The following is a 19,038-nucleotide window of genomic DNA, read 5'->3' on the forward strand; positions in this document are numbered from 1 at the left end:
GAGGAATTCACCATGACCCAAGTCAAGCTGCACACCAACCACGGCGACATCACCCTGGCCCTGGACGCTGAGAAGGCACCCAAGTCGGTTGCCAACTTCGTCGCCTATGTAAAGGACGGCCACTACAACGGCACCGTGTTCCACCGCGTCATCAAGGGCTTCATGATCCAGGGTGGCGGTTTTGAGCCGGGCAACGACATGAAGCAAAAGCCCACCAAGGCCCCGATCGACAACGAAGCGAACAACGGCCTGAAGAACGAGCGCGGCGCCATTGCCATGGCACGCACCAACGATCCGCACTCGGCCACGGCGCAATTCTTCATCAACACGGTCGACAACGACTTCCTGAACCACACCTCGCCGACGCCGCAAGGCTGGGGCTACGCCGTGTTCGGCAAGGTGACCGAAGGCATGGACGTGGTCGACAAGATCCGCGCTGTGCGCACCGGCAACCGCGGCTTCCATCAGGACGTGCCGATGGAAGACGTGATCATCGAAAGCGCTGAAGTGATCGAATGAGTGACGCAGCGCACGCCTCACAGGCTTCCGCGCTGAAGACACCGGTCCGGGTTTCCGGGCCGGTGTTTTTTATTTCGGATCTGCACCTGACGGCCAGCATGCCGGCCACGGCGGCCGCGTTCGAGCGCTTCATGCGCACGCGCGCACGCGAGGCCCGCACGCTCGTCATCCTGGGTGATTTCTTCGAATACTGGGTCGGCGATGAAGAGCTCGCCGATCCGTTCCACCAGCACGTCGCCAACCTGCTCGCTGAACTGGCGAACGCCGGCACGCGCGTGCTGTTCATGCACGGCAACCGTGATTTCCTGCTCGGCAAACGCTTTCTGGCTGCCGCACATGCGACGCTGCTGCCCGACCCCAGCATCGTGGAAGTCGATGGACAACGCATCGTGCTTGCGCACGGCGATGCCCTCTGCACGCGCGACTCGGCCTACATGCGCTTTCGCCACTGGACGCGCAAGCGCTGGGTACAGCGGATTTTCCTGACGATGCCGCTGCGCTGGCGCATGAAGATCGCGCAGAAGATGCGCGCGGAAAGCGAAGCCGGCCGCGCCATGTCCGCCAATGTGGCGGGCGAACCGCGCGCCGCTGCGATGATGGGCGACGTGGCACCCGAAGCTGTCGATGCGTTATTCAAGGCCGCAAGCACACCCACGCTGATCCACGGCCACACGCACCGCCCGCAATTGCACCACGAGCCGAGCGGTGAACGCTGGGTGCTCTCCGACTGGGATTTCGATACGCCGCAACCGCGCGGTAGTTTCCTCAAGCTGGAAAGTGGCGCGCTGACGGTCGAGCAAGTGGCGGCATAGGTCACATCGCCTCGTCACCGCCACCCTGTCCCTACTTCAGCATCCGCTTCAGCTCGCTCGCGTCGAACGGGTCATTCGGCGAGTTCTCCAGGTGCGCGCCCAAGCGATCCAGCGCGGAAAGAATCGACTCGATGCGCTCCTGCTGGAGCTCGCTGTGGTCGATCAACCGCTTGAGCGCCAGCGACACCGGATCATCCGCATCGGGCGTGATGCCGTAGGCCGAGAACTCCTGCTTGAGCGCCGACTTGGCCTCGGTGGCCGCATCGCGTTCGATGATGCGCGCCGGAATGCCAACGGCCGTTGCGCCCGGCGGCACCGGCTTGAGCACCACCGCGTTGGACCCCACGCGCGCGCCATCGCCGATGACAAAGCCGCCGAGCACCTTGGCGCCTGCACTCACCACCACGCCCTTGCCAAGCGTCGGGTGGCGCTTGGCACCCTTGTACAGCGAGGTGCCGCCCAGCGTCACGCCTTGGTAGATCGTGCAGTCATCGCCGATCTCGGCCGTCTCGCCAATCACCACGCCCATGCCGTGGTCGATGAACACGCGCCGGCCGACGGTCGCGCCCGGATGGATCTCGATGCCGGTCAAGAAGCGACCAAGGTGTGAGAACCACCGCCCCAGCAGTTTGAAGCCGCCGTGCCAACACGCATGCGCGACCCGATGGACGATGACGGCGTGCAGACCCGGATAGCAGGTCAGCACTTCCCAGCGGCTGCGTGCGGCCGGGTCTCGCTCCATGATGGCGCCAATATCTTCGCGAATGCGTGTGAACATCTTGGTTCGTGTGTGGATCGTTATATCAATATGCGCGATGCGCTGAGGGCAGTGTAAGGCATTCCCTTGGCCTTCTACGGCAAGGGTTTTGGCCAAACATGCGGGGGGGATGCCGCCCCGCTTGGTCAACAACGGGCGGCTTTCGGGGCGATCAGCGACAGTCGTCGGCGGCGCCCGTGGGCGTCTTGGTCTCGCCGGCTGCTTCGGCACGGCGGCCAAGCATGCGCTTGGCGATCCCGCGCAGGATGTTGACCTCCTCGGCCTCCAACTGCGTGCGGGCAAACAGACGCCGCAGGCGCGGCATCAGCTTCTTCGGCTGGGCGGGATCGAGAAAACCGATCTCGACCAGGCCCTGCTCCAAGTGTTCGAACATCCCGTCGATCTGCTCCGCAGTGGCTGGCTCGCCGACAAAGCCGACGCCGTCCATACGGGTGTCGCCCGTGCCGGTGTCGGCCAGCAATGCCATGCGCACCTCGTACGCAATCAACTGCACCGCCTGCGACAGGTTCAGCGACGCATACGCGGGGTTGGCGGGAATGTGCGTGACGACGTGGCAGCGCTCCACCACTTCGTTCGGCAGACCGAAACGCTCGTTGCCGAAGACGAAGGCGACGGTGGTATCCGGCGCAGCCAACAAGGCGGCGACCTCCTCCGCTGCGGCGCGCGGGCCAATGCGGCGCGGGCCAAATTCGCGCGGGCGGGCCGTCAGTGCGATCGTGAGCGAAGCACCGGCCAGCGCTTCGCCAATGTCATCGACCACGCGGGCGCCGGCCAGCACGTCGTCAGCGCCGCTTGCCATGGCAACGGCATCGGCGTGGGATTGGGCATCGGCCTCGCGCGGGCGCACGAGCACGAAGCCGCCCGGCTCACCAAACCCCATGGTCTTGAGCGCGCGCGCCGTAGAGCCGACATTGCCAGGATGGCTGGTCTCGACCAGCACGAAGCGGCAGCGCGCAGCGCGCTGGCGCAACGTTTCCGGGTCAGCGGGGGCAGTGTTCGGCGTGTTTTCCAGGGCGCTGGAGGCGGGGTTCATATACAATACGGCCACTCTTTTGACGGCGGGCAGGATCGTGTGATTGGCCCGCCGCTCGTTCTTCTACAATTCGCTGTGTTGTTCGTCAGTCGCCAAAAGCGCACTGACGCGGAGATCCGTCATGCATCCGATGCTCAATATCGCCGTCCGGGCTGCTCGCAAGGCCGGCACCATCATCAACCGCGCGTCCTTCGACGTCGATAGCCTGCGCACCGAGCGCAAACAACACAACGATTTCGTCACCGAAGTCGATCGCGCAGCCGAAGCCGCGATCATCGAAGTCATCAAGACGGCTTACCCCGATCACGCGATTCTAGCGGAAGAGTCCGGCCAATCCTGGGCCGACGGCGAAACCGTCAGCGAAAACGTGTGGGTGATCGACCCGCTGGACGGCACCACCAACTTCATCCACGGCTTCCCGCAGTACTGCGTGTCGATCGCACTGATGCAGCGTGGCGTGGTCACGCAGGCCGTGGTGTACGACCCGACGCGCGACGAGCTCTTCACCGCCTCCAAAGGCGCGGGCGCCTTCCTGAACAACCGCCGCATCCGCGTCACGCGCCGCGACAAGCTGGCCGATTGCCTGATCGGCACCGGCTTCCCGTACCGCGACATGGAAGGTCTGTACGACTACACCCGCCTGTTTGCCACGATGACCGAGAACTGCGCCGGTCTGCGCCGCCCGGGTGCTGCCGCACTGGACCTCGCTTACGTGGCCTGCGGCCGTCTCGACGGCTTCTTCGAACAAGGCATCAATGCGTGGGACATGGCCGCCGGTTCGCTGCTGATTACGGAATCGGGCGGCCTGGTCGGCAACTACTGCGGCGAAGCCGGCTACCTGGACCAGGGCGAAATCCTGGCCGGCAACCCGAAGGCCTTCGTGCAGATGCTCAAGATCACGTCGCCGTTCTCGCGGTCGAAGGCATCGGAATAAGTCTGCCCAGACTGAACGAGAAAAAGCCCGCCGAAAAGCGGGCTTTTTTACTTGCTGCGCTCTCGTTACTTCTTGGCGGCCGGCGGCTCGTTCGGTGCGAAGCTGAGCGACGGCAGTTCGGACTGCGCCTTCTCCGGCGTTTCCAATTCCGGCACCACGCGACCCACGATCAGACCCAGCGACGGCGAGGTGCGCACGTACTTGGTCTCACCCGCGTCCAGCGCGAAGCTCAGCGTCTTCTCGGTCTCGGTTGCGGTCGACACAACGTACTTGCCCGCAGGGCGATCCACGAAGAAGAAGCCACCCGGCTTGGATTGGCCCACCACTTCGCTGTTGAGCTTGATGTCCGGTTGCAGTGCGGCGCCGATCAGCGACGACGAACGGAAGAAGTACACGCGGCCCTGATCCTGCTTGATCGTCGGGATGGTCGAGGCCATCTCGGAATACTTCACGCCCGAGGCACATCCTGCCATGAGGACGGTAATACCAATGGCCGAAGCCAGTGCGCGCAAAACTCCCTTCATTGTGGTTCTCCTGTTGTGATTGGAACAGCTGTGGAAAGCGGGGAATACGCTTGCTCACCCGGCAGATAGAATCCCACCAGGCGTTGATCAGCGATGACGAGATAGGCCTCGTGAACCTGGCGGCCTTCGATCGTGAAGATCGTGCCAACCGGGCGATAAACCACACCTTGCGGCACCGTGCCCACACGCTGCCAGTTCGAGCCCGCCGCTAGCGTGCGCGTGTAGCCTGTCTCCAGGCGAATCTCGGTTGGCGTTTTCAACTGAAGGCGCGACGAGCTTGTCGCGCTATCGGTGGCCAGCGTGGCCGGTGCGGTGGATACCATCGGCGCGCACGCACCAAGGGCAGCTACGGCAATGCATGCCGCAGCCAAATGCATCATTGGCTTTCGCACAACTCGCTCCCTGATTTTGTTATGGGTGCCGCATGACGCTGAAGCGGCGTTTGTGGGGAGCGATCTTAGTGAAGTGCTGCAGAAGTGGCATCCCCTCGGGCGTGATTTTTCGTGGGGATGGCGATGCAAATTTCTAAAGCCTGATTTAAGTGACGTTTAGCTTGCGGCATCCGGGGCACTGACAACGACCAACACCTCAGCCTGCTCTGCCCCCACGGAGCGCGTCCGATGCGGAATGCGCGCATCAAACATCACCGAATCCCCGGCTGCCAACTGCACGGTCTGGCCAGCAAAGGCGACTTCCACCTCGCCGCGATGGACGAACAGCAACTCCTCGCCGTCGTGCTCCTTGAACGGCGACGTGCTGAAATCGGCCGGCGGAAAGATCACGAACGGCAGCAACGTCTTGCCGCTGCGTTGCGTGGCGATCCCTTCGTATCGGGGCTGCGTGCCGATGTCGCCGACGCGCGTGCGCTCCCCCGCCCGCACGATGGTGATGGCAGCGGCCGAGGCCGTCTCGCCGAACAGATCTTCAGTAGGCACGCCGAGTGCCTGCGCCAACTTCATCGCCACGGCAATCGACGGCACCGAGACGCCGCGCTCGACCTTGGACAAGTAGCTCTTGGTCAGGCCGGTGCGTTCGGCCAGGGTCTCGAGTGTCCAGCCGTGGTTCTTGCGCAGCGGTTTCAGACGTACGGTCATGGGGACGATCGTGTCATTGATATCGCCGTGATTGTCACATAGGCCACCTTGTGTCATACAATACCAGCCTGCCGATACCTCACGCCTGACCATGAAAACCGCCCTCGCCCTGCGCCACGTTCCGTTCGAACATCTCGGCATCCTGCAACCGCTGCTGGAAACACGCGGCTATGCGGTGCGCTACGTGGACGTAGGGGTGCAATCCGTGCCGGCCGACGACATGGCCACGGCCGATTTGCTGATCGTGCTGGGCGGTCCGATCGGCGCGTATGACGACGCAATGTATCCATTCGTGCGCGACGAGGCCGAGGCCATTGCGCAACGACTGGCGGCACGCCGGCCGCTGCTCGGCATCTGCCTCGGCGCGCAGTTGATGGCGCGGGCGCTGGGTGCGGCAGTCCAGCCGATGGGGGTGAAGGAAATCGGCTTTGCGCCCGTCACGCTCACCGTCGATGGCCTCAATTCGCCGCTCGCGCCGCTGGCCGACGGCACGCCGGTACTGCACTGGCATGGAGACCGTTACGACCTGCCGCCCGACGCGCGCCGGCTCGCCTCAACGGCAACCTGCGCGGAACAGGCCTTCGATATCGGCGATCACGCACTCGGCCTGCAATTCCACCTGGAAGCGAATCTGGATGAGCTGGAGGCGTGGTTGATCGGGCATGCGGCGGAACTTGGCGCGGCGGGCATCGATCCGCGTGCGTTGCGTGAGCAAACGCCGGCAATCGCGGATCGCCTGGCACAGCGTGCTCGCGATGTGTTCACTGCCTGGCTGGAGCGCGCGGAGGCCGCATGACGTTGCCCGCCTCCATCCGCATCGACACCCTCCTCACTGGCCGCGCCGTCGACTACTCCCGACCCGGCTCACGCAGCGCCATCGATAAGCGCCCTGTGGCCGATGCAGTGCAGGTCGACATCAACGGCATCGTCGGCGACGAGCAAGGTGACCTGCGCGTACACGGTGGTCCCGACAAGGCGATCCACCATTACCCGTTCGACCACTACGACGCGTGGCGGGCAGATATCGGTGCAAAAATCGGCACGCGAGCGGTGCTCGCGCAACCGGGCGCGTTTGGCGAGAACCTGAGCACCACCGGCGTGACCGAAGCGGACATCTGCGTGGGGGATCGCCTGTGCGTGGGCAACGTAGTGCTGGAGGTGTCGCTACTACGCCAGCCGTGCTGGAAGCTCAACGACCGCTTTGACACGCGCGACATGGCACGCCGCGTGCAACACACAGGGCGCACCGGCTGGTACTACCGGGTACTGGAAGGTGGCACGCTGCGCGTGGGCGACACGCTGGCATGGCTCGAACGCCCGTGGCCGCAATGGCCGCTGGCGCGCGTGCTGGACGTGCTCTATCGCAACATGCTGGATCGCGCCGCGCTGGAAGACATGCTGGCGCTGCCGCTCACGCCGTCGTGGCGCAAGCTCGTGGAGGGCCGCCTCACGCGCGGTGAAGTGGAAAGCTGGGCCAAGCGCATCGATGGCCCAGCAAGCACAACGGCCTGATCAGAAGGTTTCCCAGTCGGAGTCGTCGCCGGCGGCCACCAGAGGCTTGGGTTTCGTCAGGCTGGCCGGCACGGCAATCGGCGCGGCAACCACCGGTTTGTCGACCGGCTTCTCAGCCGATTTGCGCAGCAGCGGTGCCTTGCGTGGCGTCAGCTTTGGTTTGGCGGCTTCGATACTCGGCTTGGCAGGTTCGCGGCGCGGGGCTTCGGCCTTGGGTGCTGCCGAGGCTGTCGGTGAAACGGGCGTAATGGTCGGCTCAACCTTGGCAACCATCGCAGGCGCACGCAGTGCATGGGCATCGAGGCGGAACTGCGCCACTACCTGCGTCAGGCTCGCCGCCTGCTCTTCCAACGATTGCGCGGCAGCGGCCGCCTCTTCCACCAGCGCAGCGTTCTGCTGCGTAGCGTCGTCAAGCTGCGTGACGGCATGACTCACTTCTTCGATGCCCGAGCGCTGCTCCTGGCTCGCGGAGGAAATCTCGCCCACGATGTCCGTCACGCGCTTCACGCTGGCAACGATCTCGCGCATGGTCGTGCCGGCCTCTTCCACCAGCGCGCTGCCTGCATCCACGTTGTTGACGGAATCGTCGATCAACGCCTTGATCTCCTTGGCCGCAGCCGCGCTGCGTTGTGCAAGGCTACGCACCTCACCTGCCACGACCGCAAACCCGCGACCCTGCTCACCTGCGCGCGCAGCTTCCACAGCGGCATTGAGCGCGAGGATGTTGGTCTGGAAGGCAATGCCATCAATCACGCCGATGATGTCGACGATCTTGCGCGACGAGGCGTTGATCGAGCCCATCGTTTCCACCACGCGCGTCACCACCTCGCCGCCGCGCACTGCAACGTCAGAGGCGGACACGGCAAGCTGATTGGCCTGCTGCGCGTTGTCGGCGTTCTGCTGCACGGTCGACATCAGCTCTTCCATGGCCGAGGCTGTCTCTTCCAACGAGCTGGCCTGCTGCTCGGTGCGGGAAGACAGATCCAGGTTGCCGCTGGCGATTTCGCGCGTGGCCGTGCCGATGGTGTCCGACGCGCCCTTGATGCGGCCGATGGTCTGCACCAGCGCACCGCGCATGCGGCCCATGGCGTAGAGCAGGCTGTGTTGGTCGTCGGCGCGGGTGTTGATCTCCACGGTCAGGTCACCGCCGGCAATACGGTTGGCCACGTCAGCCGCGTAGGTCGGATCGCCACCCAGCGTGCGCTGCAGGCTGCGGTTGGCCACGCTGCCCAGCAAGACCAGCAATGCCGCGACCAGCGCCAGCAGGCCACCGGTCTGGTACAGCGAGGTCATGAACGCGGCGTTGATGTCGTCCATGTAGACGCCGGTCGAGAACACCCAGTCCCACGGCTCGTAGCGCATGGCGAAGGCGGTCTTGGGTACCGGCTCCGTACCGCCCACCTTCGGCCACACGTAGCTGGTGAAGCCACCTTTCGGATCTTTGGCGGCGTTGCTCAAACCCACGTAGACGGCGTTGCCTTGTGCATCCTTGAAACCGGATTGGTCCTTGCCGTTGAACTCTGCCTTGATTGGATGCTGCACCACCCAGTTGTTCGAGTTGGTGATGGTGAAGTAGCCATCCTTGTCGTAGCGCAGCGCCTTGAAGCGGTCCAGCGCCTGCTTCTGCGCCTCGTCCTTGGTCAGCGCGCCGCTCTTGGCCAGGTCGTCGTACTGCTTGACTAGGTTCATGGCCATGGTGGTCACGCTGACGAGGTTGTTCTTGCGTTCCTCGATGCGGATCTCGCGCGCCTGGTAGGCGTTGAACACCGAGATCAGGGTCAACGCGATCAGGCTGATGACCAGCGGCAGCCAAAGCTTTTGGCGGAAGCTGAGCTTGCTCATTGCAGAGTCTCCGGAGTGGGAATCGATTGCGCAAAGTGCGCAATACGTCTCCCTATGGTTTTAGAGTTCCGGAAGGTCTATCGGCAACGTGTTCACCAATCTTGAGTGGCACGCGCAGGCAAATACTCAGCACGCTCAAGGTGAGCGCGCCTTTGCAAGAAGGCCGGCCTTGTGCAGAATATTCTTGACTAAGAATCGATAATCGACGATGAAGACCACGCTTGAAGAACTGCTCGCCTTCCGCACGGTGGTGGACACCGGCTCAGTGACGGCCGCCGCCGAGCAGCTCGGCCAGACGGTTTCGGGCGTGAGCCGTGCGTTGCGCCGGCTGGAAGAAAAGTTGGAGACCACGCTGCTGTCGCGGACCACGCGCCGCCTGTCGCTGACCGACGAAGGCACGGTGTTTCTGGCCCAGGCGCGGCAGATCCTGTCTGCCGTGGACGAAGCAGAGGAGCAGATCGCGCTGCGCCGCCAGCAACCCGCCGGGCGCCTGCGCGTGAACGCTGCCATGCCGTTCATGCTGCACGTGATCGCGCCGCTGGTGCCCGACTTTCGCGCGCAGTATCCGCAGATCGAGCTGGAACTGAATACCAACGACCTGATCATCGACCTGCTGGAAGAAGACACCGACGTCGCCATCCGCATCGGCACACTGCGCGATTCCACGCTGCGCGCGCGGCTGCTCGGCACGCGCAGGCTGCGGGTGCTGGCAAGCCCGGCCTACCTCAAGGCACATGGCCGGCCACGCTCGGTGGACGATCTGCGCCAGCACACGCTGCTCGGTTTCGTTCAGCCGGAATCGCTCAACCTGTGGCCCCTGCGTGGCCCGCATGGTGATCATCTGCGCATTGAGCCCGCGCTCAAGGCATCCAGCGGTGAGACCTTGCGCCAGCTTGCCCTGCAAGGCGCCGGCATCGTCTGCCTAGCCGACTTCATGACCGCCGAAGACCGCCGCAAAGGTGATCTCGCCCAGGTCCTGCCGGATGCCACTGTTGAGGTGCTGCAACCCATTCACGCGGTCTACTACCGCAACACACAACTGGCCTCACGGATTGCCTGCTTTCTGGATTTTCTGGAAGCGCGACTGGCCTCCTGACCCCATGACGTCTTCACACGTGCTGATTCGCCCCGAAGCCCCCGCTGACACGGCCTCCATTGAAGCCGTCACCATTGCCGCTTTTCGCGAGGCGGAGCACACAAGCCACAACGAGCAGGACATCGTCCGCGCGCTGCGTGAGGCTGGTGCACTCACCGTTTCGTTGGTTGCCGAGCGCGATGGAGCGGTGGTCGGACACGTCGCCATCTCACCGGTATCAATTGCCGATGGTGCATCCGGCTGGTTTGGGCTCGGGCCGATTTCCGTGCTGCCAGCGCAGCAAGGCTGCGGCATCGGCGCGGGCCTGATGCGCGCCGCGCTGGACCAGTTGCGCACGCTGGGCGCGGCGGGCTGTGTCGTGCTCGGAGATCCGGCCTACTACGGCCGCTTCGGCTTTCGTGCAGAACCTTCGCTCGTGTTTCCGGGGGTGCCGGCAGAGTACTTCCAGGCCTTGATACTCCGGGGCGCGCTGCCCAACGGCACAGTCACCTACCACCCAGGGTTTTACGCATAACGTTGCGGACAATTCGCCAGGAAGCGGCTGCCCACCTGTGCAACAATTGCGCGATTCAACACCTTCCGCGCGCGATCCCATCGAATCACATCGGATTGCGCGCCGCGCCTTAGTACTCATTGCACCGCATGGCTGAACACTCCGCTCCGGCTCTGGAGATCGACCCGAAATACGGCCCCTTCGACAAGCACACCCCGATGATGCAGCAATACCTGCGGCTCAAATCGGGGCATCCGCACACGCTTGTCTTCTATCGCATGGGCGATTTCTACGAGCTCTTCTTTGAAGACGCCGAGAAAGCCTCCCGTCTGCTCGACATCACGCTCACCGCACGCGGCAGCTCCAACGGACATCCGATCCGCATGGCGGGCATTCCGTTCCACGCCGCCGAGCAATACCTCGCCAAGCTGGTCAAACTGGGGGAATCGGTCGCCATTTGCGAGCAGATCGGGGACCCGGCCACCACCAAGGGCCCAGTCGAACGCAAGGTCGTGCGCGTGGTCACGCCCGGCACGCTCACCGATGCGGCGCTGCTCTCCGACAAGGTCAACAACCACCTGCTGGCCATCGCACACCTGCCGGGCAAACGCGGTGCAGCCCCGCTGATCGGCCTGGCGTGGCTCAACCTCGTCGGCGGTGAACTGCGCTTGATGGAGTGCAGCCCCGACCAACTCGACCGCGAACTCGAACGCATCCGTCCCGCCGAAGTGCTGGCCGATGATGCGACGCTCAACACGATCCAGTTCGACGTTGCGCGTACACGCCTGCCCGACTGGCACTTCGACGTGGAAGCCGGCGCGCGCCGCCTGCGCGAGCAACTGGGCGTCGCAAGCCTCGTCGCCTTCGGCGCGGAAACGTTGACGGCGGCACTGGCCGCGGCAGGCGCATTGCTGAACTACGCGGCGGCCACGCAGGGCCAGTCGCTGCGGCACGTGATCGGCCTGACCGTCGAACACGAAAGCGAATTCATCGGCCTGGACACCGCCACGCGCCGCAATCTGGAACTGACGGAAACACTGCGCGGGCAGGAATCGCCCACGCTGTTCTCGCTGCTCGACACCTGCGCCACCAGCATGGGCAGCCGCCTGCTGCGCCACTGGCTGCATCACCCGCTGCGTGACCGTGCGATACCGCAGGCGCGTCAGCAGGCCATCGAGGTGCTGCTCGGCAGCGATTGGCAGACGCTGCGCGCAACGCTGCGCACGCTGTCCGATGTGGAACGCATTACCGGGCGGCTGGCATTGTTGAGTGCCCGCCCGCGCGATCTCTCTTCACTGCGCGATACGCTTGCACGCCTGCCCGAGATTCGCGAAGAGCTGCCCAAAGACGACAATGCGAGCGATGCCGCCCCGCTGCTGGCCGAGCTGTACGCCGCACTCACGCTGCCCGAAGACGCCCACGCCCTGCTCCAGCGCGCCGTGATGGCCGAACCGGCGGCGATGGTGCGCGACGGTGGCGTCATCGCCCGTGGCTACGATGCCGATCTCGATGAGTTGCGCGACATCTCCGAAAACTGCGGCCAGTTCCTCGTCGACCTGGAAGCGCGCGAGCGCGACCGCACCGGCATCGCCAACCTGCGTGTCGAGTACAACCGCGTGCACGGTTTCTACATCGAAGTCACCAACGGCCAGGCCGCGAAGGTGCCCGATGACTACCGTCGGCGCCAGACGCTCAAGAACGCCGAGCGCTACATCACGCCCGAGCTGAAGGCGTTTGAGGACAAAGCGCTCTCTGCGCAGGATCGCGCCCTGTCGCGGGAAAAGCTCCTCTACGAAGAGCTGCTGCAGAAGCTGCTGCCGCATCTGGCCGAGTTCAAGCGCATCGCCGCCGCGCTGGCGCAGGCCGATGTACTGGCCACGCTGGCTGAGCGCGCACATGCGCTGTCATGGTCGCGCCCGACGTTGACGGATGCCCCTGGCATCGAACTGACGCGTGCGCGCCATCCGGTGGTCGAACAGCAAGTCGAACAGTTCGTCGCCAACGACTGCGTACTCCAAGAAGCACGCAAGCTGCTGCTAATCACCGGCCCGAACATGGGTGGTAAATCGACCTTCATGCGGCAGACCGCGCTGGTCGTGCTGCTCGCCTATGTTGGCGCCTTCGTGCCTGCCGAGGCTGCCACCATCGGCCCGATCGACCGCATCTTCACGCGCATCGGCGCAGCGGATGATCTAGCGGGCGGGCGCTCGACCTTCATGGTCGAGATGACCGAAGCCGCTGCCATCCTGCACCGCGCCACCGCCAACAGCCTGGTGCTAATGGACGAGATCGGGCGTGGCACGAGCACGTTCGATGGCCTGGCGCTTGCCTGGGCGATTGCACGCCATCTGCTGTCGCACAACCGCAGTCACACGCTGTTCGCCACGCACTATTTCGAGCTGACGCAACTGCCGCAGGAGTTTGCACAGGCAGCCAACGTACACCTCTCTGCCGTGGAACATGGCGATGGCATCGTCTTCCTGCACGCTGTGCAAGAAGGCCCGGCCAGCCAGAGCTACGGCCTGCAGGTCGCGCAACTGGCAGGCGTACCGCAGCCGGTCATCCGTGCCGCGCGCAAGCGGCTGGCGTGGCTGGAGCAGCATTCGACCGACACCGGCGCCACACCGCAACTCGATCTGTTCGCGCTCGCCGCCGACACGCCCATCGCTGATGAAGATGAGGACGAAGCACCAGCGGAGGCGGCCAACAGCGCGCTGACCGAGGCCCTAGCGGGCATCGACCCCGACGACATGACACCGCGTGAAGCGCTCGACGCGCTGTACCGGCTCAAGGCGCTGTCCACCCCATCTGCCTGATGACCCGGCCCGGCTCGGTTTCGCGCACGCTCAAAGGCATCGCCATCGTGTTGGCGATGCTGATGTCGGCTACCGGAATGGCAGCCAAGCCCGCCGCCCCGCCCAGTTTCACCTTCGCGATCATCGGCAACGTGCCCGAACGCGCCGACGAGGAAGGCCCGGCACGCACGCTGCTCGACGCCATCGACGCCGAACACCCGGCGTTTGTCGTCCACCTGGGCAACCTGAAAGGCCGCGATGAGTCCTGCGCCGACACCCTGCTCGAAGCACGCCACGATCTGCTCAACAGCCTGAGCGCACCGCTCATCTACATTCCGGGTGACCACGATTGGAGCGATTGCCAGCGCCCTGCTGCCGGCCGCTTTGACCCGATCGAACGCCTCCTGCGCCTGCGCGAGTTGTTCTACCCTGACGACAACACGCTCGGTCAGCGCGCCATGACGATCATGCGTCAGTCCGATCAGGCCAAGTTCCGCAGCTACCGCGAGAACACGCGCTGGGAAACCGATGGCGTGCTGTTCGTCACCCTCAACGTGCCCGGCGACAACAACAACTACAAGACCGCGGGCGGGCGCAACGGTGAATACGAAGACCGCCTCGAAGCCAACCGCCAGTGGCTGGCGCGCGCCTTTGCCGTTGCCCGCCAGCGCAAGGCACCCGGTGTGGTCATCATGATGCAGGCCGACCCGCTGTTTGAAGATGGTTGGGAACGGCGCCGCGCGCCAAACCTGCTCGACGGTCTGCTGCGCCGCCGCCCGCACGACGGCTATCTGGCACTCAAGCGCCAGTTGCGCACGCTCACACGCGACTACGACGGCGCCGTCCTGCTCATCCACGGCGCCAGCCAGACCTTCCTGCTCGATCGTCCGCTCAAGGATGAAGACGGCCGCCCGGACCCGCATGTCATGCGTGCCCGCATGTATGGCTCGCCCACACTCGATCAATGGCTGGAGGTGTCAGTCACGCCGGGCCGCACGCCACTCTTTCACGTGCGCGGTCGCCGCATCGCCAGCGAACCGCCGCCAGAAGCCACGCCCACACCGGCGCAGTCAGTACCCGCGCAATAAAAAAACGGGAGCCAAGGCTCCCGTTTCTCATGTGTGCTGCAGAATCAGACGATCAGTGCAGCGTGTGCGGCTTGTCGTCGTCTTCATCCTCGTCGACCACTTCGAGGCCGGTTTCGCCGTGCACGTGGCCGTGCTCGATCTCTTCGGCAGTAGCTTCACGCACGTCCGTCACCTTCAGCTCGAAGCGCAGCGCCATGCCGGCCAGCGGGTGGTTGCCATCCAGCACAACCTTGTCTTCCGCCACGTCCGTGACAGTGTAGACAACCGCGTCTTCCTCGTCGCCGTCTTCAGGCACACCCTCGAACTGCATGCCGACTTCGAGCGGCTCCGGAAAGCGGTCACGCGGCTCGATCTTGATCAGCTCCTGATCGTACTCGCCGAAAGCGTCGTCCGGCTCCAGCTGCAGCTTCGTCTCGAAGCCTTGCTCATGGCCGTCCAGCGCTTCCTCGATCTTGGGGAACGTGCCATCATAGCCGCCGTGCAAATACACCATCGGCTCATCGGATTCCTCGATGACGTTGCCCTGCGCGTCGGACAGTTTGTAAGCCACCGACACCACCGTATTCTTCGCGATTTTCAATTGCGCACTCCATGAACGAAGTCCCATTATACGCTGCCGATGGCGGCGTCCAAGGCAGCGCACAAACTGCCCTTCCGGCGGGGCGTCCGGCACAGTTGCTGGGCGGCCTGTCCCCGCGCGATTTCATGCGCACGCATTGGCAAAAGAAGCCTCTGCTGATCCGCCAGGCGCTCTCCCCTGATGAGATGCGTGCGCTGCACTTTCCATTGTCGCCCGAACGGGTGCTGGCGCTGGCGCAACGTCCGGACGTCGAATCCCGGCTGATCGCCCAATCGCGCGGGCGCTGGTCGTTCACGCAAGGCCCGTTTGACGAGCGGCCCCTGCCCTCACGCAAGACGCGCAACTGGTCCGTGCTTGTGCAGGGCGCGAACCTCGTGGAACCGGCGGTTGAAGCGCTGATGCAGCGTTTCCGCTTCATTCCCGACGCGCGGCTCGACGACGTGATGATCAGCTTCGCCACCGACGGCGGCGGTGTCGGCCCGCATTTCGATTCGTACGACGTGTTCCTGCTGCAAGCCCACGGCAAACGCCGTTGGCGTATTTCCGCACAGGACGATCTCACGCTCGTGCCGGACCTGCCGCTCAAGATTCTCGCCAACTTCCAGCCCGAAGAAGAGTTTGTGCTCGAGCCCGGCGACATGCTGTACCTGCCCCCGCACTACGCGCACGACGGCGTGGCCGAGGGCGACTGCATGACGTATTCGATCGGTTTCCGCTCGCCGTCATACCGCGAACTGGCTGGCCACTTCCTCGGCTTCCTCTCTCAAACGCTGGAAGACGATCCCAACTTTGAAGGCCGCTACACCGACCCCGAGCAGAAACCCACCGAGCGCCCCGGCGAACTGCCTGCCGCCATGGTCAAGGCACTCGCGCAGAAGCTCAACGCGCTGCGCTGGACACCCGAGCTCGTCGGCGAATTCCTCGGCGCCTACCTGACCGAGCCGAAGGACCACATCGACTTCATCACCCAGCCGCGCCTGCCGCTCGCGCGCTTCACAGCCCGAGCACGCAAGGAAGGCGTTGTGCTGGATGCGCGGACGCAGGCGCTCTACAGCGGCCAGCACTTCTGGATCAACGGCGACACGTTCGAGCCGCCGGGTACGCTGCTTGCGTGGCTGTCCGCATTGTCTGACCGACGCAGCGCCAGCGGAGAATCCGTCGATGCAGTCGCCGATCTGCCGGACTTAATGGATACGCTGCATGCCTGGTACGAAGAAGGTTGGCTGCGGCTGGCAGGACCTGGGACGCGCTGATTCACGCTGAAACAGATCGTTACAAAAGCGCATGAATCCCGTCTGCTGTAGGCCGGACTCGGCTACACAGGGTGTGTAAAGGCCGCTATAATCCGACGCTAGCTTGCTGGCCGGGGGCTGCCTTTGCGCAGCTTGGCTGGAAGCACAGAAGAAGGTGTAGTTCCAGAGCGATAATTACCGGTAATTATTCATCGCCCTTTCTGTTGTCTGCTTTCCATATTCAGTTTAAGGATCGAAAAAATGAAAAAGTCTCTCCTGATCGCCTCGCTGATGGCTGCTGTGGCTCTGGCTGCTTGCGGTAAGAAGGAAGAAGCTGCTGCTCCGGCTGCTGCTCCGGAAGCTTCGGCTCCGGCTGCTGCTGCTCCGGCCGCTTCGGACGCTGCTGCTGCTCCGGCTGCTGCTTCGGACGCTGCTGCTGCCCCGGCTGCTGCTTCGGACGCTGCTGCTGCTCCGGCTGCTGCCTCGGACGCTTCGGCTCCGGCTGCCAAGCAATAATCGCGTTTCTCGCGAGACAAAAAAGCCGACCTTTGGGTCGGCTTTTTTCATGGGCGTGTGACGACGACAATGTCGTTGCCGGCTTCAGTTGCCACTCGAAGTTGTATCTGAATCTTACAAGGCGCACGCTCCGGCACTAAACCATGTGCCAAGGTAGCCCCTCCTCCTGATCGGCGATCGGCACATCGCCAGCATCAGTGCCCAACGCCACAGCAATCGCCTGACCCGCCAACAGGGGCGTGTTGTTCTGCTTGGACAAATGCGCAGCCACCACGGTCTGCAAGGCCGCATGCTTCACCCGCGCAAGAATCGCACTGGCGATGTCATTGGCCAAGTGACCAAAATCCCCACCAATACGCTGCTTCAATGACCATGGATATGCCGAGTTGGCCAGCATCTCGCGGTCGTGATTGCACTCCAGTACGAGCGCGTGCATGTTTTCCAAATGCGCACACAGGTATTCAGTCGACATGCCAGCATCGGTCAAGACACCAAGGTAACGCGCACCATCGTTGAAGACGAACTGCAGCGGCTCACGCGCATCGTGCGGCACGGTGTATGGCAGGATCTGCAGGTCACCAACGCTGAACACGTCATCGGCACGGCAAAAGCGCACCGCCGCACGATCGGCACCGCGCAAGTTCACGGTGGCGCGATACGTGCCGTGGCTGGTCCAGACGGGGATGTTGTATTTGGCAGCAACCGCATAGGCGCTACCAACATGATCACCATGCTCGTGCGTGACAAGGATGGCGTTGAGGGATTCCGGCGCACAGCCAAGGCGTTCGAGCCGGCGCACGGTTTCGCGGATACCGAATCCGCAATCGAGCAGGATGCGCGTGCTCGTCGCTCCATCCACGGACTCGACAAGCAGCGCATTTCCTTCACTGCCGCTGCCAAGGCTGGCGAATCTCAGTGTCATCGCCCACCCAGGCAGCCGTACTGCATGATGCCGATTACCGCAGTTGCTCGTCGAGCAGCGACAGAATGCGCTTGCCGATGTCGCCGGTCTGCGCCGAGCCGTCGTCGTTCTGCACCAGCACCGTCGACGAGGCACCGCCATCCTTGACCACCACGCGATAGCGCTTGGCACGCTTGAGATCTTCGATCTTCGTGCCCGAGAACAGGCGCGAGAAGAAGCCCGGTGCGTTCGCTTCGGCCTTGGTATCGGCATAGCGGACGAAGTACACGCCTTGCGAGCGGTCGCGGTCATCCACGGTGAAGTTCACGCGGTCCAGTGCCAGGCCCACGGTGCGCCAGGCGCGATCGAACGGTTCCGGCACGTTCAATACCGGTTGACCATTGGCTTGCGCCAGCAGCGACGGCCCTGCGGCACGTGCAGCCTGCACACCCTCAGTTGCCTTTGCGCCCTCTTCCACCGGATGTGCTGCTTGTGTCTGCGCGAGCTTCTGCTGCGCAGCTTCCTTGCTGGCACCCAGACGCTGCATCAGGCGCGAGAGGAATTCGGCTTCGAGCTCAGGATCTGCCGGACGCGGCGTCCACACGGTCTGGTCCTTGGACGAACCGACCAGTTGTTCCTGTGCGCCACGGTGCGAGATGTACACCTCGACCGTACCGTTCGGGCCCTTCTCGATGCGGGTGCGGAACTTGTCGCGCTCGCCGGTCGAATACAGACCGTCGAACACCTTGCCGACGGTGCGGCGGATGATGTCCTGTGGAATCTTCGCGCGGTTCTCGGCCCAGTCGGTTTCCATGATGCCGGTCTCGGGCGAGTCGATCACCAGAAGGAAGCCGAGTTCTTGCCAGAACGTGCGCAGGCTCGGCCACAGGGCGTCCGGCGTGGTCTTCACGACCAGCCAGCGCTGATTGCCGTCACGCTCGATGCGCATATCGGACACGGCAGGCAGCACGTTGTCAGCGCCCGAACCAGGCGTCGTGACCTTGGGGGCCGTCGACGTGTAGGCCGACAGCGTGGTCGTGCCCGTGTCCGGTGCGGCATAACGACGGTCAGCCTGGACGCTGGTCAGGTCAGGCGGGACTTCCAGCGTCGGGCCCTTCTTGGCCTGCGACTTGTAGTCGATGCGGTCCGGCTGCATCACCTCATTGACGGTATCGCAACCGGAAATCATGGCAACCGACAGCGCGGCCAGCAACAGTTGAGCGGACGTCGCCACAGCCCCGCGACGGGTTTGGAGCAGTTTCATTGACTTGCGATCCTTCAAACGAGAA

Annotated in this window: 20 protein-coding genes; 11 read left to right on the forward strand and 9 right to left on the reverse strand. The window is 63.9% G+C overall.

The window, feature by feature from the left end:
- The first annotated feature begins 12 nt into the window (after nt 1–12).
- Both V6657_RS10345 and V6657_RS10350 read left to right on the forward strand, forming a co-directional pair.
- A complete protein-coding gene (locus tag V6657_RS10345) occupies nt 13–519 on the forward strand; it encodes a peptidylprolyl isomerase (protein ID WP_048934241.1) in 507 nt (168 codons plus the stop codon).
- Complete coding sequence (locus tag V6657_RS10350; RefSeq protein WP_048934240.1) at nt 516–1,331, forward strand: UDP-2,3-diacylglucosamine diphosphatase; 816 nt, start codon at nt 516–518, stop codon at nt 1,329–1,331. Before V6657_RS10345 ends, V6657_RS10350 begins: the two co-directional genes overlap by 4 nt.
- 31 nt (nt 1,332–1,362) lie before the next feature.
- Here V6657_RS10350 and cysE read toward each other — a convergent pair whose 3' ends face one another.
- Together cysE and V6657_RS10360 are read right to left on the reverse strand one after the other, a co-directional pair.
- The gene (gene cysE / locus V6657_RS10355; RefSeq protein ID WP_248694706.1) at nt 1,363–2,148 is read right to left on the reverse strand and encodes a serine O-acetyltransferase; all 786 of its coding nucleotides are present in this window, start codon (nt 2,146–2,148) and stop codon (nt 1,363–1,365) included.
- A gap of 112 nt (nt 2,149–2,260) precedes the next feature.
- Nucleotides 2,261–3,142 carry an RNA methyltransferase gene (locus V6657_RS10360; RefSeq protein WP_048934238.1) on the reverse strand — a complete coding sequence of 294 codons (882 nt, stop codon included), beginning with the start codon at nt 3,140–3,142 and terminating at the stop codon, nt 2,261–2,263.
- 121 nt (nt 3,143–3,263) lie between these two features.
- Here V6657_RS10360 and V6657_RS10365 point away from each other — a divergent pair, with 121 nt between their 5' ends.
- Nucleotides 3,264–4,076: an inositol monophosphatase family protein gene (locus V6657_RS10365; RefSeq protein ID WP_021194112.1), complete on the forward strand. Its 813-nt coding sequence runs from the start codon at nt 3,264–3,266 to the stop codon at nt 4,074–4,076.
- Between the two features lie 65 nt (nt 4,077–4,141).
- On the opposite strand, the gene V6657_RS10370 is transcribed toward V6657_RS10365, so the two are convergent.
- The 3 genes from V6657_RS10370 to V6657_RS10380 all read right to left on the reverse strand — a co-directional run bounded on the left by V6657_RS10370 (nt 4,142) and on the right by V6657_RS10380 (nt 5,694).
- Nucleotides 4,142–4,600: a DUF2846 domain-containing protein gene (locus tag V6657_RS10370; RefSeq protein WP_021194111.1), complete on the reverse strand. Its 459-nt coding sequence runs from the start codon at nt 4,598–4,600 to the stop codon at nt 4,142–4,144.
- The gene (locus V6657_RS10375; RefSeq protein WP_048934237.1) at nt 4,597–4,992 is read right to left on the reverse strand and encodes a hypothetical protein; all 396 of its coding nucleotides are present in this window, start codon (nt 4,990–4,992) and stop codon (nt 4,597–4,599) included. Before V6657_RS10375 ends, V6657_RS10370 begins: the two co-directional genes overlap by 4 nt.
- 156 nt (nt 4,993–5,148) lie before the next feature.
- Nucleotides 5,149–5,694: an XRE family transcriptional regulator gene (locus tag V6657_RS10380; RefSeq protein WP_048934324.1), complete on the reverse strand. Its 546-nt coding sequence runs from the start codon at nt 5,692–5,694 to the stop codon at nt 5,149–5,151.
- 91 nt (nt 5,695–5,785) lie between these two features.
- Here V6657_RS10380 and V6657_RS10385 point away from each other — a divergent pair, with 91 nt between their 5' ends.
- Entirely contained in the window at nt 5,786–6,490 is a 705-nt protein-coding gene (locus V6657_RS10385) for a glutamine amidotransferase (RefSeq protein ID WP_048934236.1), read from the forward strand.
- Nucleotides 6,487–7,206, forward strand: a complete 720-nt coding sequence (locus tag V6657_RS10390; RefSeq protein WP_048934235.1) for an MOSC domain-containing protein — start codon at nt 6,487–6,489, stop codon at nt 7,204–7,206. The genes V6657_RS10385 and V6657_RS10390 overlap by 4 nt, the downstream gene beginning before the upstream one ends.
- On the opposite strand, the gene V6657_RS10395 is transcribed toward V6657_RS10390, so the two are convergent.
- Nucleotides 7,207–9,048, reverse strand: coding sequence for a methyl-accepting chemotaxis protein (locus V6657_RS10395; protein ID WP_048934234.1), 1,842 nt, complete (start codon nt 9,046–9,048; stop codon nt 7,207–7,209).
- A gap of 208 nt (nt 9,049–9,256) precedes the next feature.
- Here V6657_RS10395 and V6657_RS10400 point away from each other — a divergent pair, with 208 nt between their 5' ends.
- The 4 genes from V6657_RS10400 (at nt 9,257) to V6657_RS10415 (ending at nt 14,520) form a co-directional block, all read left to right on the forward strand.
- A complete protein-coding gene (locus V6657_RS10400; protein WP_021194104.1) occupies nt 9,257–10,144 on the forward strand; it encodes a LysR family transcriptional regulator in 888 nt (295 codons plus the stop codon).
- Nucleotides 10,145–10,148: 4 nt separating this feature from the next.
- Nucleotides 10,149–10,658, forward strand: coding sequence for an N-acetyltransferase (locus V6657_RS10405; RefSeq protein ID WP_048934233.1), 510 nt, complete (start codon nt 10,149–10,151; stop codon nt 10,656–10,658).
- A gap of 128 nt (nt 10,659–10,786) precedes the next feature.
- Nucleotides 10,787–13,453 carry a DNA mismatch repair protein MutS gene (mutS, locus tag V6657_RS10410; RefSeq protein WP_048934232.1) on the forward strand — a complete coding sequence of 889 codons (2,667 nt, stop codon included), beginning with the start codon at nt 10,787–10,789 and terminating at the stop codon, nt 13,451–13,453.
- Nucleotides 13,453–14,520, forward strand: a complete 1,068-nt coding sequence (locus V6657_RS10415) for a membrane protein (RefSeq protein WP_048934231.1) — start codon at nt 13,453–13,455, stop codon at nt 14,518–14,520. Before mutS ends, V6657_RS10415 begins: the two co-directional genes overlap by 1 nt.
- A gap of 52 nt (nt 14,521–14,572) precedes the next feature.
- Here V6657_RS10415 and V6657_RS10420 read toward each other — a convergent pair whose 3' ends face one another.
- On the reverse strand, nt 14,573–15,100 hold the full coding sequence (locus tag V6657_RS10420; protein WP_048934230.1) for a peptidylprolyl isomerase: 528 nt from the start codon (nt 15,098–15,100) through the stop codon (nt 14,573–14,575).
- 11 nt (nt 15,101–15,111) lie between these two features.
- Between V6657_RS10420 and V6657_RS10425 the strand changes: the two genes are divergently transcribed.
- On the forward strand, nt 15,112–16,353 hold the full coding sequence (locus V6657_RS10425) for a cupin domain-containing protein (protein WP_048934229.1): 1,242 nt from the start codon (nt 15,112–15,114) through the stop codon (nt 16,351–16,353).
- Nucleotides 16,354–16,593: 240 nt separating this feature from the next.
- Nucleotides 16,594–16,848, forward strand: coding sequence for a hypothetical protein (locus V6657_RS10430; RefSeq protein ID WP_048934228.1), 255 nt, complete (start codon nt 16,594–16,596; stop codon nt 16,846–16,848).
- A gap of 136 nt (nt 16,849–16,984) precedes the next feature.
- On the opposite strand, the gene V6657_RS10435 is transcribed toward V6657_RS10430, so the two are convergent.
- Together V6657_RS10435 and bamC are read right to left on the reverse strand one after the other, a co-directional pair.
- A complete protein-coding gene (locus V6657_RS10435) occupies nt 16,985–17,770 on the reverse strand; it encodes an MBL fold metallo-hydrolase (RefSeq protein ID WP_048934227.1) in 786 nt (261 codons plus the stop codon).
- A 34-nt stretch (nt 17,771–17,804) separates the two neighbouring features.
- Nucleotides 17,805–19,013 carry an outer membrane protein assembly factor BamC gene (bamC, locus tag V6657_RS10440; RefSeq protein ID WP_048934226.1) on the reverse strand — a complete coding sequence of 403 codons (1,209 nt, stop codon included), beginning with the start codon at nt 19,011–19,013 and terminating at the stop codon, nt 17,805–17,807.
- Between the last annotated feature and the right edge of the window lie 25 nt (nt 19,014–19,038).

The sequence above is a fragment of the Ralstonia sp. RRA genome (assembly GCF_037023145.1).
Taxonomy (GTDB): domain Bacteria; phylum Pseudomonadota; class Gammaproteobacteria; order Burkholderiales; family Burkholderiaceae; genus Ralstonia.